The 15,956-nt window shown below is 61.5% G+C and carries 12 protein-coding genes; 9 read left to right on the top strand and 3 right to left on the bottom strand.

Annotated elements, in window-relative coordinates:
* Positions 1-2: 2 nt before the first annotated feature.
* From ACSQ87_RS01560 to ACSQ87_RS01525, 8 genes are read left to right on the top strand one after another with little or no spacing between them, the layout of a single operon-like run.
* Complete coding sequence (locus ACSQ87_RS01560; protein ID WP_223429543.1) at positions 3-1,034, top strand: hypothetical protein; 1,032 nt, start codon at positions 3-5, stop codon at positions 1,032-1,034.
* The gene (locus ACSQ87_RS01555; protein ID WP_436273233.1) at positions 1,034-3,028 is read left to right on the top strand and encodes a vWA domain-containing protein; all 1,995 of its coding nucleotides are present in this window, start codon (positions 1,034-1,036) and stop codon (positions 3,026-3,028) included. The genes ACSQ87_RS01560 and ACSQ87_RS01555 overlap by 1 nt, the downstream gene beginning before the upstream one ends.
* A 10-nt stretch (positions 3,029-3,038) precedes the next feature.
* Positions 3,039-3,740, top strand: a complete 702-nt coding sequence (locus ACSQ87_RS01550; RefSeq protein ID WP_056738715.1) for an ABC transporter ATP-binding protein — start codon at positions 3,039-3,041, stop codon at positions 3,738-3,740.
* Positions 3,724-4,947, top strand: a complete 1,224-nt coding sequence (locus tag ACSQ87_RS01545) for an ABC transporter permease (protein ID WP_436273232.1) — start codon at positions 3,724-3,726, stop codon at positions 4,945-4,947. The genes ACSQ87_RS01550 and ACSQ87_RS01545 overlap by 17 nt, the downstream gene beginning before the upstream one ends.
* Positions 4,937-6,481: an SUMF1/EgtB/PvdO family nonheme iron enzyme gene (locus tag ACSQ87_RS01540; protein ID WP_436273231.1), complete on the top strand. Its 1,545-nt coding sequence runs from the start codon at positions 4,937-4,939 to the stop codon at positions 6,479-6,481. The genes ACSQ87_RS01545 and ACSQ87_RS01540 overlap by 11 nt, the downstream gene beginning before the upstream one ends.
* Positions 6,482-6,515: 34 nt before the next feature.
* The gene (locus tag ACSQ87_RS01535; protein WP_223429547.1) at positions 6,516-7,250 is read left to right on the top strand and encodes a hypothetical protein; all 735 of its coding nucleotides are present in this window, start codon (positions 6,516-6,518) and stop codon (positions 7,248-7,250) included.
* 4 nt (positions 7,251-7,254) lie between these two features.
* Positions 7,255-7,761, top strand: a complete 507-nt coding sequence (locus ACSQ87_RS01530; RefSeq protein ID WP_150657666.1) for a hypothetical protein — start codon at positions 7,255-7,257, stop codon at positions 7,759-7,761.
* Positions 7,762-7,817: 56 nt separating this feature from the next.
* The gene (locus tag ACSQ87_RS01525; protein ID WP_436273230.1) at positions 7,818-9,248 is read left to right on the top strand and encodes a vWA domain-containing protein; all 1,431 of its coding nucleotides are present in this window, start codon (positions 7,818-7,820) and stop codon (positions 9,246-9,248) included.
* A gap of 143 nt (positions 9,249-9,391) precedes the next feature.
* On the opposite strand, the gene ACSQ87_RS01520 is transcribed toward ACSQ87_RS01525, so the two are convergent.
* Together ACSQ87_RS01520 and ACSQ87_RS01515 are read right to left on the bottom strand one after the other, a co-directional pair.
* Positions 9,392-11,368 (bottom strand): methyl-accepting chemotaxis protein, encoded by a 1,977-nt coding sequence (locus ACSQ87_RS01520; RefSeq protein ID WP_436273229.1) that lies wholly within the window; start codon positions 11,366-11,368, stop codon positions 9,392-9,394.
* 183 nt (positions 11,369-11,551) lie between these two features.
* The gene (locus tag ACSQ87_RS01515; protein ID WP_046045061.1) at positions 11,552-12,472 is read right to left on the bottom strand and encodes a LysR substrate-binding domain-containing protein; all 921 of its coding nucleotides are present in this window, start codon (positions 12,470-12,472) and stop codon (positions 11,552-11,554) included.
* A gap of 159 nt (positions 12,473-12,631) precedes the next feature.
* Here ACSQ87_RS01515 and ACSQ87_RS01510 point away from each other — a divergent pair, with 159 nt between their 5' ends.
* Positions 12,632-14,029, top strand: a complete 1,398-nt coding sequence (locus ACSQ87_RS01510; protein ID WP_223429550.1) for a NorM family multidrug efflux MATE transporter — start codon at positions 12,632-12,634, stop codon at positions 14,027-14,029.
* Between the two features lie 108 nt (positions 14,030-14,137).
* Here ACSQ87_RS01510 and ACSQ87_RS01505 read toward each other — a convergent pair whose 3' ends face one another.
* Entirely contained in the window at positions 14,138-15,811 is a 1,674-nt protein-coding gene (locus tag ACSQ87_RS01505) for a putative bifunctional diguanylate cyclase/phosphodiesterase (protein ID WP_223429551.1), read from the bottom strand.
* Positions 15,812-15,956 lie beyond the last annotated feature (145 nt).

Here is a 15,956-nt window from a genome sequence, read left to right as displayed (position 1 = left end):
CAATGCCAATTCGTGTCGACCTGCTCGCGTTAGAGCCCAATGTGCCTGGCCAGGCCCGCCTCACTGTGAAGAAATGGCAGGGTGGCGAGGAACAGCTGGAGTTTTCCATTCAGCGTAACCAGGACGGTTTTTACCTCCAGGACCACAAGGCCTGGAGCAACAATCCATTCTGGTTCAAGGTCTCGCGCTTCAACGTCACGGCCAGCGGCGAAGGGCTGGAAGCGCAGGTCGGCCCGGACGTGGTCGACCCGCTGCTGGAAGGCGGCGCCAACTCGCAATTCCAGATCGAACTGCGCGAACAGAGCCAAGGTCACGCCGACAAAGGCGTGGTTCGGCCAGGTGTTGGCGTGTTGCCGTCCACGGCCGGCGGCCAGACGCGCTCGACCTACGGCGGCGCCGATCTGACGGCGCCGAGTGCACCGGCACCGGAAATCCCGGAAATCCCGGAGCTGCCTGAACTGGTCCTGTCCACCGCCGAGCCCGAAGTGGAATTGGAGTCGGTACTCACCGAGCGCGACTACACGCCGTCTCCCGCACCGGTGAAGAAAAGCAACAAAGGCCTGATCGGCCTATTGATTGTCGTGTTGTTGCTGCTGGCAGCGGGCGGCGGATTCTGGTTTTACAAACGCACTCCGGCGCCAGCCCCGGTGGCCGCAGCCCCTGCCGGCGCACCGGCCGGCGCTGACACTCAAGCCTGCACCCTCGAGAGCATGAACAGCCTGCCCGAATTGACCTTCGTCCAGACCTGCATCAAGGCTGCGCCCGACAGTGCCAAGTTGCTGGAGATCATCAACCAGGCCAAGGCCGGCAAACACTGCGGCGTCGCCCAGCGCTTGTACGCCAACCGTGCCCAGGCCGGTGACGCGCTGATCGCCAACGCTTATGCCCGCGAATACGACCCTAAATACCTGAAAGCCAGCGAGTGTTTCCCAGTCGCGGACAACGCCACTGCCGCCTATTGGTACGAAACGATCCTCACCCAGGACCCGAACAACGCCGAAGCCAAACAGCGTTTCGAGGAGTTGCAGAAGTGATGCGTTCGCCCCTGAGTCGATTCCTGTTGAGCGGTGCCACGTTGCTGGCGCTGTGCATTAGCCCGTTGTCCCAGGCCGATGACAAACCGCTGATCCAGGCCGGTAAAAAGACCTTGTTCCAGCGCGTGCTGACCACCCCGGGCTGCAAGCTCAGCCCGACGGCGGGCGGTGCCGCAGGTGACGCACAACCGGTCTTCAGCCGCTTTTATGTGTACGAGCGTGCTCAAGCGGCGAATGCCGAGTGGCTGAAAGTCGGCCCCGACAGCTACGGCAAAACCATTGGCTGGCTTCCTGCCAGCTGCACCACCGACTGGAAGATGCAGCTGACACTTGCCTTCACCAACCCGGCCAACCGCGACCGGTTGCTGTTCTTCAAGGACCGCGCCACCGTCGAAGGCATCCTCGATGCGCCGGACCCGGTCAGCAAAGTCGCGCCGCTGCGGGCCACGCTGAAAAAGGGCAAACAAGCACCGGGCGTACTGGCCGAAGAACCTGAATACTTCGTCGACCTGCAAAAGCAGTTCTACCTGCTGCCGGTGCTCAGTGGCGAAGAAGTCATGACCGAAAGCGGTTTCCGCACGCGCCTGCTCAATGTCGCTTCGGTCAGCAAGCCGGATGACAAGAACGCCAAGGGCGGCGGTGCTGCCAACAGCGCTGCCGGTGGCAAGGAAGCCGAAGACAAAACGGCCAGCCAACTGAAAGAATTCAGTGCGGCGGTGGTGTTTGTCATCGACTCGACGATTTCGATGGACCCGTACATTGACCGTACTCGTGAGGCGATCCGCAAGGTTTATCAGCGGATCGAAGCGCAGAACCTCGGCAAGCAGGTCAAGTTCGGCATGGTGGCTTTCCGCTCCAACACCCAGGCGGTGCCGGGGCTGGAATACACCACCAAGATGTACGCCGACCCTACCAAGGTGAAAGACAGCGCCGACTTTTTCGCCAAGATCGCCGACCTCAAACAGGCCACCGTCTCGAGCAGCAGCTTCGATGAGGACTCATTTGCCGGCGTCATGGAGAGCATCGACAAGGTCGACTGGAGCCAGTTCGGTGCGCGCTACGTGGTGTTGATCACCGATGCGGGCGCCATCGAGGGCGACGACAAACTGTCGAAGACCGGGTTGAGCGCAGCGCAGGTGCGTATCGAGGCCGCCAATCCGGGCGTAGCTATCTATACGCTGCACTTGAAAACCCCAGCCGGGGCCAAGGACCACACCAAGGCCGAGGCGCAGTACCGGGACCTGTCGACTTACCCTGGCACCAACACCTCGCTGTACTACCCGGTAAATGCGGGCGATGTGCAGGAGTTCGGCCGCAAGGTCGATGCACTGGCCGCCGCAATCACGACGCAGGTGAAAGCCGCCTACATGGGCGAAGACGCCATCGGCAGCGCGGCGAACGCCAAGCAGGACCCGGCCGAGAAGAAAATGCTCGAAGACGCGGCACTGATCGGCCACGCCATGCAACTCGCCTATCTGGGCGAGAAGACCAACAGCAAGGCGCCACCGGTGTTCAAGGCGTGGATCACCGACCGCGACCTGATCAAGCAGAACATCCCGACCACCGATGTGCGGGTGCTGCTGACCAAATCCCAGCTCAGCGACTTGAGCGACGTGATGAAGCAGATCCTCGACGCCGCCAACGAAGGCCTGATTTCGCCGACGGAAATGTTCGAGCGCCTGCGTTCGGTCGCTGCGACCATGGGCGCCGACCCGAATCAGCTCAAGCAGAACAGCAACGCCAAACTGGCGGACATGGGTGTGCTCGGCGAGTACCTCGAAGACCTGCCGTATCAGAGCGAAGTATTGAACCTGGACGAAGAAACCTGGAAGAGCTGGGATGGCCTGGCGCAGGAGAAATTCATCCGCACGCTCAATACCAAGCTGCGGCACTACCAGCGTTACAACGCTGACGTCGACCGCTGGGTTGCTTTAGCCAAGGACAGCGATGCGCGGGACAACGTGTACCCCGTGCCACTCGAAATGATGCCTTAACGAGACGCTGATGCTCGATATCAAGAACTTGCTGGTGCGCCGTGGTGACGGCGCGTTGGCCCATCACGTGCGCCTGCCGCATTTGCAGGTCGGTGCCGGAGAAATCCTCGCCATCACCGGCGAGAGCGGCAGCGGCAAAAGCACGCTGCTCGAAGCCATCGGCCTGTTGCTGGCGCCGGTCGAGCTCGAGCGCTTTCGGCTGGGCGCAACCCACGATCAGGACATCGCCCAACTGCTTGCCAGCGATGACCAGCCAGCCTTGGCGGCGGTGCGCTCCCGGCATTTGGGCTTCATTTTGCAGAGTGGCGGCTTGCTGCCGTTTCTGAGCGTGCGCGACAACATCAGCCTGCCGCGCCGTTTGCTCGGGATGTCGGTGAAGAGCGAGCACATCGACCACGCCGTTGACGTGTTGCGCCTGCAAGGGTTGCTGGATAAACAACCTCAGGCCTTGTCGATCGGCGAACGCCAGCGCGTTGCCTGTGTGCGCGCCATTGCCCATGAACCGCTGCTGCTGTTGGCCGACGAACCGACCGCCGCGCTCGACCCTCACAGCGCCCGGCGTTTGTTCGAATTGCTGCTGAGCCTGGTGTCGAACATGGGCCTGAGTGCCCTCGTCGTGTCCCATGACTGGGCCTTGCTGAAGGATTTCGGCTTGCCGCGCCTCGGCGCTATCAGCCGCCAGGGAGAGACTCTGTTTGAACCGATGGACTGATCGCTTGCGCCTGCTGGGCTCACTGGCGCTGCAAGACCTCTGGCACGACCGCAAGGTCTCGCTGTGCATCGCCGCCTCCCTGGTGGCGGTGATCGCGCCGTTGCTGCTGCTGTTCGGGCTCAAGCACGGGGTGGTCAGCCAGTTGCAGGACGAACTGCTGCGCGACCCACGCAACCTTGAAGTGAAGATGCTCAGCAACGGCAACTACGACACGGCCTGGATCGAGCGTTTGCGCCTGCGCCCCGAAACCGGTTTTGCCCTCGGCCAGACGCGCTCGCTGAATACCCAGGCTGACCTGCTGATCGGCATGCAACGGTTTGTCGAAGGTGCAGAAATAATCGCCACCGAGCCGGGCGACCCACAACTGAACCTGGCGCCGCTCAACCCGGTCGGCAATCAAGTGATCCTCAGCGCCCGCGCTGCGCAACGCTTGCAGGCCAAGGTCGGCGACAGCGTGCAGCTGCGGGCGTTGCGTCGCCTGGAAGGTGTCAATGAACGCGGCGAGATGACGCTGACGGTGCTGGCAGTGCTCGACGGCGCCCGCTTCGGCCGCGCTGCCGGGTTTGTCGCCCCGCCGCTGTTGCTGGATCTGGAGCGCTTTCGCGACGGTTATCAGGTCAGTGGGTTCGGCGTTGACACCGGCAAGCCTCAGGGCAATCTGCAACCGCTGTATGCCCGCGCCCGTGTGTATGCGCGCGACATCGATCAGGTCGCGCCGCTGGAGCACTGGCTCAACGAACAACACATCGAAACCTCGAGCCGGCTGGCCGACATCGATAACGTCAAAGCCATCAACCATGTGCTGGGGCTGATCTTCGGCGTGATCGCCGTGGCGGCGCTGATCGGCTGCGTGGCGTCGATGGTCGGCGCGTTCCTGGCCAACATCGACCGCAAACGCAAAAGCCTCGCGGTCCTGCGTCTGCTGGGTTTCAAGCGCCGGGCCGTCGGCGGTTTCGTGGTCTTGCAGGCGCTGGTGCTGAGCCTTGCGGGCTACGTCGGCGGGCTGGGGTTTTATGCCGTCGGCAGTCATTTGTTCGACTACCTGCTCGGCAGCAGCCAGGCCACCGGCACCTTCGTTTGCCACATCACTGTCTGGCATGGCTTTGCCGCCCTGCTCCTGACCTTTCTGGTCGCCGCATTGGTGGCCGTGATCGGCGCCCTGCGAGCCATCAACATCCAACCTGCGGAGAGTCTGCGTGAGCTATAAACGTTTTGGCTTGCTGTTGCCCCTGAGCCTCGGCTACCTGCTCGACGCCTCGGCGGCGGGCTGGGAAGAGAAATTTTACAACCCGATGCCGGATGCCGCCGACGTGGTGCTGCCGATGCCCTGCGAAGGCTCCATGGTATTTCGCAAGGTGTTCATTCCGGTGGCCGGCCCGCTCGACGACTATCCGATCAACATCGGTCAGGACGGCGCGGAATACGGCTACGTCGAACAGACCCGACCGACCTTTATCGCCGGCAGTTTCACTGGCGCGAAAAACGACAAATCCCGCTACTACCTGATGGCCAAGTACGAAATGAGTCAGTTGCAATACGCTGCGCTGACCGAAGCAACCTGCCCCACCGCCGCCACCAAAATGCGCGTGCCGCAAACGGCGGTGAGTTGGGTGCAAGCCATCGACGCCGCCGACAAATACAACCTGTGGCTGCGCAAAAACGCTGCCGGCAAATTGCCGAAAGAAGACGGCGCGCTGGGCTTCCTGCGCCTGCCGACGGAAGTCGAGTGGGAGTTCGCCGCTCGCGGCGGCCTGGAAGTCGGCGCGGCGGAATTTCGCGACACGCGTTACCCGATGCCCGACGGCATCAACGCTTACGAGTGGTTCGCCGGGGCGCAATCGTCCAACGGCAAAGTGCAGTTGTCCGGCCTGCAAAAACCCAATCCATTGGGCCTGCACGACATGCTCGGCAACGTCGACGAGATGATGTTCGAACCGTTTCGCCTGAACAAACTCGACCGCCAGCACGGCCAGGCCGGCGGCTACGTCGTGCGTGGCGGCAACTACCTGACCGCGCAGGCCGACCTGCGAACTGCGTTGCGCAAGGAAGAGCCGTATTACAACGCCGACGGTCAGGTGAAAAACAAAACTACCGGCCTGCGACTGGTGCTGGTCTCCCCGACCCTCACCTCTCGCGAACGGGTCGCCAGCATCGAAAGCAGCTGGAAGAAACTCGGCACCGGCAGCAAGGAAACCGAATCCGCCGACAAAGGCACCGTGCAATCTCTGAACAGCCTGGCCTCGGGCGTCGAAGACAAAGCGCTCAAGGAAAAACTCCAGGCGCTGGAAAACCAGCTGCGCGCCAGTAACCAGCAGCAGGAAGAAACCCGTGACCAGGCGATTCGCGCCAGCCTCAATCTGGGCGCATTCTTGTGCACCAAGATGCTAGACGACGGCCAGTACGTGGACTTCCTGCAAAAAAACTACAAACTTAATTGCGAAGCCGCGGACAAAGATGCGAGCTGCGACATGCGCAAAGGCAAGCTCGACGAGCAGAAGGATCGCCTGCACAAACTCAGCCGCTACTATGCCAGCAGCCTGGTGGAATCGGCGACCTTGTACGGCCAGCCATTGCTTGAAACGCAGGTCCCGGTGATGGAAGAAATCATCACCCGCAACAAACAGCTGCAAGACCTCAAACCTTACTTGCGCACCCACTGGGCCAATCAGAAGACGTTCCTGCAAAAGCAGAAGATCGACACTGAAGCCTGGCTGAACAGCTGCAAAACCGTCACTCAATAACAACATGCCCACACCGTCACCTAGGAGTTTCACCATGTCGCGCAGCCTTTGGACTCGCTTCAAGCTACAGATCGCTTTCGTACTCGCCGGCAGCCTGCTGCTGACCGGTTGCGCCAACACCGGTAGCTCCATGCTCGGCGACAGCGACGGGACCGACCCGCGCCTGACCCAGGGTCAAGACGCAGAGTTCTTCAGCAAGTCCGGCTACCAGGCCTGCGCCGTCGGTGCCGGTGCCGGCATCCTCGCTTGCGCGCTGTCCAACAGCAGCAACAAAGCCGTGTGCGCCGTTGCCGCCGGTATTACCGCGTGTGGCGTGGCCATGGGCGCGAACTACTACCTGGATCAGCGTCGCAGCGAATACTCCGACACCACCACCCGCCTGGCTAAAATGAACAGCGACGTCGAACGAGACACCCAGAACGTGATCGCCCGTACCGAGACCGCTCAGCAAGTGATCAAAGATGACCAGGCGCAAATCGCCCAGATCAAAAAGGACATCGCCAACAAGAAAGTCGACAAGACCAAGGCCCAGGTGCAAATCGCCGAGATCGATTCGAACATCGCGCGCCTGCGTAAAGACCTCGGCAACATGCGCGTCAAAGTCACCGAGTACACCAAAGTGGCAGACGCCGAGCGTGCACAAGGTGCCGCCGGCGCCGAGATCAAGCAGGTGGACATGAACATTATGAAAATGAACCAGAAAGTCGCTGCCCTGCAGAAGGAAGTCGACGGTCTGTACAGCCAACGCTCCGCAATCACCCTGGGCTAAGCACATGACGCTACGACAACTGGCGGTCCTCACTGCCGTCCTGGCCTTGAGCGGTTGCGCGACCAAGCCGGGCGAATGCGATGCGACCAATCGCGACAGCAGCATGCTGACCAAGATGAACTGCGACTACTCCGGTGGCTACAGCGATCAGGTCAAGCAGAAGGAACTGGCCCTGAGCGAGTCCCGTCAGCAAAACGCAATGTTCCGAAAGGTGTACGAGGACATTCAGGCCCAGCAACTCAGCACGAAAACCGACCTGGCGAGCCAGCAGAAATCCCAGGCGGCGCTGAATCAGTCGCTGGGGCAACTGCTGACCTCACTCAAGGCCCGGCGCGGCAATGAAAGCCAGGTGCAGAAGCAGATTGCCGGCCTCGAGCAGCAGCTCAAGGCTTCGCAAGCGGCGCCAATGGCCAAATCAACGCCAGCGACGCTGGCGGCCAAGCAGCAAGAACTGAAGGCGCTGCAGAAGAAGGTCAACCAGCTGCAATTCAGCCTCGGCTACGAAGAGTAACTTTTCACCCCGCAGGCCTCCCGACGGAGGCCTGCACTTTTTCAGGAATCGTCGTCATGCAGCGGGTCATCAGGGATGCGCAAGCCACACCGGAGGGGATGAGTGCGCTGCAAGCCAAAGTCGCCCTCATCCAGAAACACTTTCCGCCGACCGTCGCCAGCCTGTTTGCCATCCCGCGGATGGGCAGCGGCGACGTGCTGGAATGGTGGACCGAACTGGGTGGCCAACCCACGCCCTACGCCGACCTCAACGAGGACGCGCAACGACGTTTGCTGGAAACCTATGAAGTGCGTCAGACGTCCCTCGGACAGCTGGCGGACGAACTGCAAAAACGCGGTCAACCGACGGAAGCGCAAGACCTGCGCAGCCTGCTCGGCACGCCGGAGCTGGACAAACTCTACAGCCTCAACGGTGAGCCGTTGGTGGTGCGCTGGAACCTGCGTCCGCCCAAACCGATCGTGCCGCCGGTGGTTCCAGTGGTGCCGGTTGTTCCGCCGTCGCGCCGTGGCTGGTGGATCGCGGCGGCCTTGCTTGCGCTGCTGTTGCTGCTGCTGGCGCTGTGGCTCTGGTGGTTCCTGCACCGTGAACCGGTTGTCGTGGTTCCACCGGTAGCGCCGGTAGCGCCAGTGGTGACGCCAGTGGAAAAACCGGTCGAGCCGGTACCCGAGCCTGTCGTGGAACCGGAACCTGCTCCAGCACCAGAACCAGTACCCGCGCCAGAACCGGTACCGCCACCCAAGCCGGTCCCACCACCAAAACCGGTAGTGGCCGCGCCGCCACCGCCACCGCCGCCACCTCCAGCCCCGACGCTGGACAACTACGCGTGCCGTAAAAAAGCGCCTGATGCCGTGCCCCCGCAATTTGTGGTGGTACTCGACACCTCGGGTTCGATGGATTTGAACATCAAGTCGGTGAAATCCGATGAGGACTGGTTCTTCGGCAATGAGATGAACAAGTACCTGGACCCGAACCGCACCATGCAGATCTTCGCCAAGCCCAGCCGCATGGACGTCGCCAAGGACTCGTTGGCCGGCATGATCAATGGGCTGGACCCGAAGATCGACACGCGCCTGATCACCTTCGCCGGTTGCGAAAGAACACCGGACCAGGGCGTGTTCAAGTTTGGCGACCGCCCGCGGCTGATCAACGGGATTCGCGGTCTGGTTCCCAACGATGGCACACCACTGGCCGACAGCCTGGCCTACGCCGCCAGCAAGGTCGACGGGCGCAATAACGATGCAGTGATCGTGATGTTCGTCGACGGCGAGGACGGTTGCGATAAAGACGCCTGCGCCGTGTCCCGCCAAATCGCCAGGGAACAACCGCGTCTGCGGGTTAACGTGGTGAAAATCGGCGCCGGTGGCCCGTCGCGCTGCATCGCCGAAAACACCGGTGGCAGGGTTTACAACAGCACCAATGCGGCTGAATTGGCCAAACAGTTGAAACTGGCGAGCAAGGAAGTATCGAGCAATGCCAAGTGTGACTAGCTTGGGGGCAGATCCTGAATTGAGGTGACCCCATCGCGAGCAAGCCCGCTCCCACATTAGATCGGTGGTGAACACAAAATTTGTGATCACTGGAGATCAAATGTGGGAGCGGGCTTGCTCGCGAAAGCTATTTCAAAGGCGCCTCAACGAAACCGGTCAACCTCGTGACGCAAGTCCGCCGCGAGCTTCTCCAGCTCTTTGGCCGTCACCGCCAGATTGGATACCACTTCACGCTGCTCACTGTTCGCCAGAGCAATGCTTTGCAGGTTGCTGCTGAGCAAGGTGGCGGTACTGCTCTGCTCCTGAGTCGCGGTGGTGATCGCCGCGAATTGCTGACCGGCAGAACGACTTTGCTCATCGATCCGTGCCAGGGCACTGGCGACGTTGGCGTTGCGCGACAGGCCTTCCTGCATCAATACGTTGCCCTGCTCCATGGTGCTAATGGCGTTACCGGTTTCCAGCTGAATGCTCTGGATCATCCCGGAAATTTCATCTGTCGCCTGGCGGGTACGCGAAGCCAGGTTGCGAACTTCATCGGCCACGACCGCAAAACCACGACCCTGCTCGCCGGCACGAGCGGCTTCGATGGCGGCGTTGAGCGCCAGCAGGTTGGTTTGATCGGCAATCGAGGTAATCACACCGACAATGCCGCCGATTTCCTGGGAGCGCTGACCCAAGGTATTGATCACCGTCGCCGTGCTGTTCAGCGCGCCAGCGATTTGCTCCAGGGACGAGGACGCTTCGTCCATCGACGTACGACCGATCTGGGTTTGCTGTGCGTTTTCCTGGGCCAAACGCTGAGTACTGCCCATGTTGTCGGCGATGTTCAGGGACGTAGCGCTGAACTCTTCCACGGCGCCGGCCATGCTGGTGATTTCGCCCGACTGCTGCTCCATCCCTTCATAGGCGCCACCGGAAAGACCGGACAAGGCCTGGGCGCGGCTGTTGACCTCTTGCGAGGCCTTGCGGATGTGCTCGACCATGGTCGACAGCGCTTGGCTCATCTGGTTGAAGGCGCGGGCCAGCTGACCGATTTCGTCATTGCTCGATACGTTCAGACGCACGCTCAAATCACCGGCGCCCAAGGCTTCGGCCTGACGCACCAGATCACCCAGCGGCGCGAGTTTGCTGCGCAACAGCCAGACGGCCGAACCCACAGCGATCAACATTGCCAGCAGACTGCCAATCGCCAATTGAATGCCGACACTCCAGGTCACGGCACGGATTTCAGTTTTCGGCATGCTCGCCACGACCGACCATGGGCCGCCTTCAAACGGTACGGCAATGCTGTAGAAATCTTCGGACTTGTCACTCCAGAACTCGCCCGTGCCCGGCGTCTTCGCCAAGCCAACGATGGTCGGAGCCGCCTGATCCAGCGCTTGTACGCCCGCGATCGGCACCAGCCATTTGCTCTGTTCATCCAGCAGCGCCAGGGAACCGGTCTGGCCGATACGGAAACGCTTGAGGTTGGCGAACTGCGCGTTCTGCGCGTCGGTGTAGTCGAATCCTACGAACAGAACGGCAATCACCTTACCGCCGCTGTCACGTACGGGGGTGTACTGAGTCATGTAGGAGCGTTCGAACAGCAGGGCGCGACCGACGTAGGCCTGCCCCGCCATCAAGCGGGCATAGGCCGGGTTCGCGTGATCGAGCAGCGTGCCGATGGCCCGGCTGCCGTCCTGTTTGCTCAGGGACGTGCTGACCCGGATGAAGTCTTCGCCGCTACGCACAAACACCGTCGCAACGCCGGCGGTCATTTGCTTGAACTCGTCCACTTCCTTGAAATTGTTGTTCAGCACTTCGCTGCCCAGGTGCAGCCCCGGCGTCTGCGCGCCCGCTACCGCCACCGGTTCATCCGGGTGCACGCTCAAACCGGCGCTGAAGCGCTTCTCGAACAGACCGCTGAGGCGCTGCGTGCTTTCACGCAACGTGCCGTGAAAGGTGCTCAACTGATCGGCCAGCAACCGGGCTTCACTGGCCAGGTGCTCTTCGCGCGTGGCGAGGTTGGCGCTGTCCAGCGAACGCAGGGCGAACACGGTACTGCCGCTGATGACAATCGCCAGTATCACGGCAAGCGCAAAACCAAGCTGTGAGGCGATCCGGGCACGAGGTTGAGACATGACAGCTCCTGGCCGAGTGACCGGATCCTCCTTGATCTGGCTGCACACTCAGCAAAATTCTAATAATGGGAATTGCGTCGAACCTGCACGAAGGTTCCACCTGAATTTTCGGCGGAAAATCTGAATACTTGAGTAATTAGCCGGGATATGGCTCAAGGCCGCCATTGCGGCGGCTCTATCGATTCAGCCCAAGTGTTGAACGTCGGGCAATTCCATTGCTCGGGCTTCGCCTTGCAGGAAGTCGCTGAGCCTGCGCAAACGTTCACCACCGGGGCGAGTTTTCGGCCAAACCAGGTAATATTTCTCACCGCTGGCGACGGCCGTCGGCCACGGCAGACTCAGACGTCCCTGAGCCACATCTTCCGCCACCATCAGCAGATCGCCCATGGACACGCCATAACCTCGGGCGGCGGCGATCATGCCCAGTTCCAGCGTGTCGAACACCTGCCCGCCCTTGAGCGACACCTGATCCGCCAGTCCCATGCGTTCCAGCCAACTGCGCCAGTCGCGACGATCCGGTGTCGGGTGCAGCAGTTCGGCATTGGCCAACCGTGCGACATCCCACGGTTGATCCTGCAGAAGATTAGGTGCGCCGACTGGAATCAGCTCTTCCGGGAACAGGAAACTCGCCTCCCAGTCCGGCGGGAAATTTCCGTTGCTGAGAATGACAGCGCAGTCGAACGGTTCATGGTTGAAGTCCACCGAGTCGACGTCCATCCAGGCGCTGGTCAATTGCACCTCGTTGCCCGGTTGCAGGTGCCGAAAGCGGCTGAGCCGTGCCAGCAGCCAGCGCATGGTCAGGGTCGACGGCGCTTTCATGCGCAGGATGTCATCTTCGGCGCGCAAGGTATTGCAGGCCCGCTCCAGGGCGGTGAAGCCTTCTCGAATGCCGGGCAGGATCAGCCGCGCCGACTCGGTCAGTTGCAGATTGCGTCCGCTGCGGTGAAACAGCCGACAGGCAAAATGCTCTTCGAGCGTACGAATGTGCCGGCTGACCGCGCTTTGGGTGATCGACAGTTCTTCAGCAGCGCGGGTAAACGAACTGTGCCGCGCCGCCGCTTCGAATGCGCGCAGGGCATACAAGGGAGGAAGACGACGGGACATCGGGAAAGCTCCTATAGCGAGATTCGGTCACCCTAGCAGAAACTCTCCAGCATGAGTTTGAATCATGCAACCCATCCTTTTTATCCCTTTGTGCAAACCCCGTAGAGCGCCGAGAATCGACGCTTTCCTGTCCCTCTTTAATTATCGAGCGTGATGACCATGCAGCATCCAGCACGTACCGAACTCTGGGCCATCCTGCGGCTGTCGGGGCCGTTGATTGCCTCGCAGTTGGCGCACATGCTGATGGTCCTCACCGACACCTTGATGATGGCGCGCCTGAGTCCAGAGGCGCTGGCCGGTGGCGGTCTGGGCGCAGCGACTTACTCGTTCGTGTCGATTTTCTGCATTGGCGTGATCGCCGCGGTCGGCACCCTCGTGGCCATCCGTCAGGGAGCCGGCGACATCGTCGGCGCCACCAGGCTGACCCAGGCCGGGTTATGGCTGGCGTGGTTGATGGCGTTGGTGGCCGGGCTGCTGCTGTGGAACCTCAAACCGGTGTTGCTGCTGTTCGGCCAGACCGAAACCAATGTCCACGCGGCCGGTCAGTTCCTGCTGATCCTGCCGTTCGCCCTGCCCGGCTACCTGAGCTTCATGGCCCTGCGCGGCTTCACCAGCGCCATTGGCCGCGCGACGCCAGTGATGGTCATCAGCCTCAGCGGCACCGTGGCCAACTTCCTGCTGAATTACGCGTTGATAACCGGCATGTTCGGCCTGCCGAAACTGGGGCTGATGGGCATCGGGCTGGTCACCGCTGTTGTCGCCAACTGCATGGCGCTGGCGCTGGCCTGGCACATCCGTCGACATCCGGCCTACGACGCTTTTCCCTTGCGTCAGGGCCTGTCGCGACCTGACCGTCAATACCTCAAGGAACTGTGGCGCCTGGGACTGCCGATTGGTGGCACCTACGCGGTGGAAGTCGGACTGTTTGCGTTCGCCGCGCTGTGCATGGGCACCATGGGCAGTACGCAAATGGGCGCACACCAGATTGCCCTGCAAATCGTCTCGGTAGCATTCATGGTTCCGGCGGGGATTTCCTATGCGATAACCATGCGCATCGGCCAGCACTACGGCGCCGGGCAACTGCTGAATGCACGGCTGGCCGGACGGGTCGGCATCGCCTTTGGCGCGGCGGCGATGCTGGCCTTCGCCATGGTCTTCTGGTTGCTGCCGAATCAGTTGATCGGTTTGTTCCTGGACCACAACGACCCGGCGTTTCGCGACGTCATCAACCTGGCTGTGAGCCTGTTGGCGGTCGCCGCGTGGTTCGAGCTGTTCGACGGCACGCAAACCATCGCCATGGGCTGCATTCGCGGGCTCAAGGATGCCAAGACCACGTTCCTGGTGGGTTTGGGCTGCTATTGGCTGATTGGCGCGCCAGCCGCCTGGTGGATGGCCTTCCATTTGAATTGGGGGCCGACAGGCGTCTGGTGGGGATTGGCGCTGGGACTGGCGTGCGCGGCGGTGAGCCTGACGCTGGCGTTTGAGTGGAAGATGAAAAAGATGATCCGTCGGGAGCCTGCGCCGCGGAATAGTTTCCCGGTCGCCCAGCCGGACTGAGATCCCTTGTGGGAGCGGGCTTGCTCGCGAAGGCGGTGTGTCAGTCGACATTGATGTTGACTGACACGGCCTCTTCGCGAGCAAGCCCGCTCCCACATTTGTCCGTGGTTAGTTCACGACTTCCAGTGCAGGCTGCTGACTGCTGCCAAAGCTCAAATACTCAACCAGCTCCGCCAGCGGCAACGGCTTGCTGATCAAATACCCTTGCACCTGATCGCAGCCAAACCCGCGCAACAGATCCAGTTGCTCCGGCGTTTCTACGCCTTCGGCGACCACTTCAAGATTGAGGTTGTGCGCCAGATTGATCATCGCGTGGACCAGTTTGCGATTCTCTTCGCGCTGTTCCATGCCGCCGACAAAGCTCTTGTCGACCTTCAACAACGCAATCGGCAGGCTGTTGAGGTGCACAAACGAAGAGAAACCGGTGCCGAAGTCGTCCAGGGAAAAGCGCACACCCAGACGCCCCAACGCATCCATGGTCTGTTTGACCAGATCGCTGCGGCGCATCACCGCGGTTTCAGTCAGTTCGAACTCCAGCCATTGCGCATCGACGCCGCGCTCGGCAATCAACCGACTCAGTGTCGAGAGTAACTGGCTGTCCTGAAACTGCCGGAACGACAGGTTGATCGCCATGTGCAACGCCGGCAAACCCCGTTCACGCAACGCTTGCATGTCGCGCAAGGCGCGGGAAATCACCCAGTAACCGAGCGGCACTATCAAGCCGCTCTGCTCGGCCAGCGGCACGAATTCGCTGGGTGGCAGCAAGCCGCGCTCGCCATGACGCCAGCGCACCAAGGCTTCGAGACCGACGATCTGCCCGTCCTCAAGGTTCAGGCGTGGCTGGTAATGCAGTTCCAGTTCATCCCGGCGCAACGCCCGGCGCAGCTCGCTTTCGAGGTCGGCTATGCTGCGGGCATTGCGATTGATGCGTTCGTTGAAGATGTGGAAGGTACAGCCCTGAGTACTTTTGGCCTGCTGCATGGCGATGTGTGCGTGCCACATCAGCGGGTCGGCGCCGGCCTGGGCCCGGGCGTGGGCGATGCCCAGGCTGGAACCGATCAACAGGCTTTCGCCGTCGACCCAGTAAGGCTCGGCCAGCGCTTCGGTAATGCGCTCGGCCATCCATTCGGCGCGCTGAGGCGCGCGGCGGGTGTCGATCAGCAGGGCGAACTCATCACTGCCCAGTCGGGCCAACTGATCGCTGGCCTCAAGCTGGCTTTTCAGCCGTGCGACCACTTGCAAGATCAACCGGTCACCGGCCTGGTGGCCGAGGGCATCGTTGGCGTGACGGAAGTTGTCGAGATCAAGGTGACCGAGGGCCAGCCCGCGGCCGTCGTTTTCCGCCAGGCGTGCCGCCAGCAAGGTCTGGAAACCCTGGCGGTTGGCGATGCCGGTCAGCGGATCTTGCTCGGCCAGGCGCTGCAGGGTGTTTTCCAGCAGGCCGCGCTCACGCACATGGCGCAGGCACCGGCGCAACATGCCGGGATCAAGGTGATCGCGTACCAGCCAGTCGCTCACCCCATCGGGCGGCGCCAGTGGTTCATGCTCGAGCAGCAATACCGTCGGCAGGCTGCAACGGCCAGGTAGAGGTTGAAGCGCTGGAGTCGTCAACAACACCGCACCGCGGTTGTCATCGAACAGACTGCTGACCGACTCCCAGCTCGGCGCGCTGATCAGCACGGTCGAGCTCCCCATCGGAGCCAGACACTCGCGCAACAACGCTGCCCACGCTGGCTCTTCGGCCAGTAGCAGCAAACGCAAGGGTTCGACAGGCGTAGACAAGCTAGCTCCCTAGACTCTGCAAAGATGTAGGCGGCGGCATTATGCAGCGCCGATAACCAATGACCAAATGACACCGGTTAACAAACGCGGCTTTGTATCCGGAATTACGAACATTAGACGCAAACTCACCGCGCATCCTGCGTGA

It is taken from the genome of Pseudomonas sp. LjRoot277, assembly GCF_964253845.1.
GTDB lineage: Bacteria > Pseudomonadota > Gammaproteobacteria > Pseudomonadales > Pseudomonadaceae > Aquipseudomonas.
This window is presented reverse-complemented; position numbering and strand designations above follow the sequence as displayed.

Coding starts and splice junctions, on each gene's coding strand:
- ACSQ87_RS01560 (WP_223429543.1), top strand. CDS start 3: ATGCCAATTCGTGTCGACCTGCTCGCGTTAGAGCCCAATGTGCCTGGC.
- ACSQ87_RS01555 (WP_436273233.1), top strand. CDS start 1,034: ATGCGTTCGCCCCTGAGTCGATTCCTGTTGAGCGGTGCCACGTTGCTG.
- ACSQ87_RS01550 (WP_056738715.1), top strand. CDS start 3,039: ATGCTCGATATCAAGAACTTGCTGGTGCGCCGTGGTGACGGCGCGTTG.
- ACSQ87_RS01535 (WP_223429547.1), top strand. CDS start 6,516: ATGTCGCGCAGCCTTTGGACTCGCTTCAAGCTACAGATCGCTTTCGTA.
- ACSQ87_RS01530 (WP_150657666.1), top strand. CDS start 7,255: ATGACGCTACGACAACTGGCGGTCCTCACTGCCGTCCTGGCCTTGAGC.
- ACSQ87_RS01525 (WP_436273230.1), top strand. CDS start 7,818: ATGCAGCGGGTCATCAGGGATGCGCAAGCCACACCGGAGGGGATGAGT.
- ACSQ87_RS01520 (WP_436273229.1), bottom strand. CDS start 11,368: ATGTCTCAACCTCGTGCCCGGATCGCCTCACAGCTTGGTTTTGCGCTT.
- ACSQ87_RS01515 (WP_046045061.1), bottom strand. CDS start 12,472: ATGTCCCGTCGTCTTCCTCCCTTGTATGCCCTGCGCGCATTCGAAGCG.
- ACSQ87_RS01510 (WP_223429550.1), top strand. CDS start 12,632: ATGCAGCATCCAGCACGTACCGAACTCTGGGCCATCCTGCGGCTGTCG.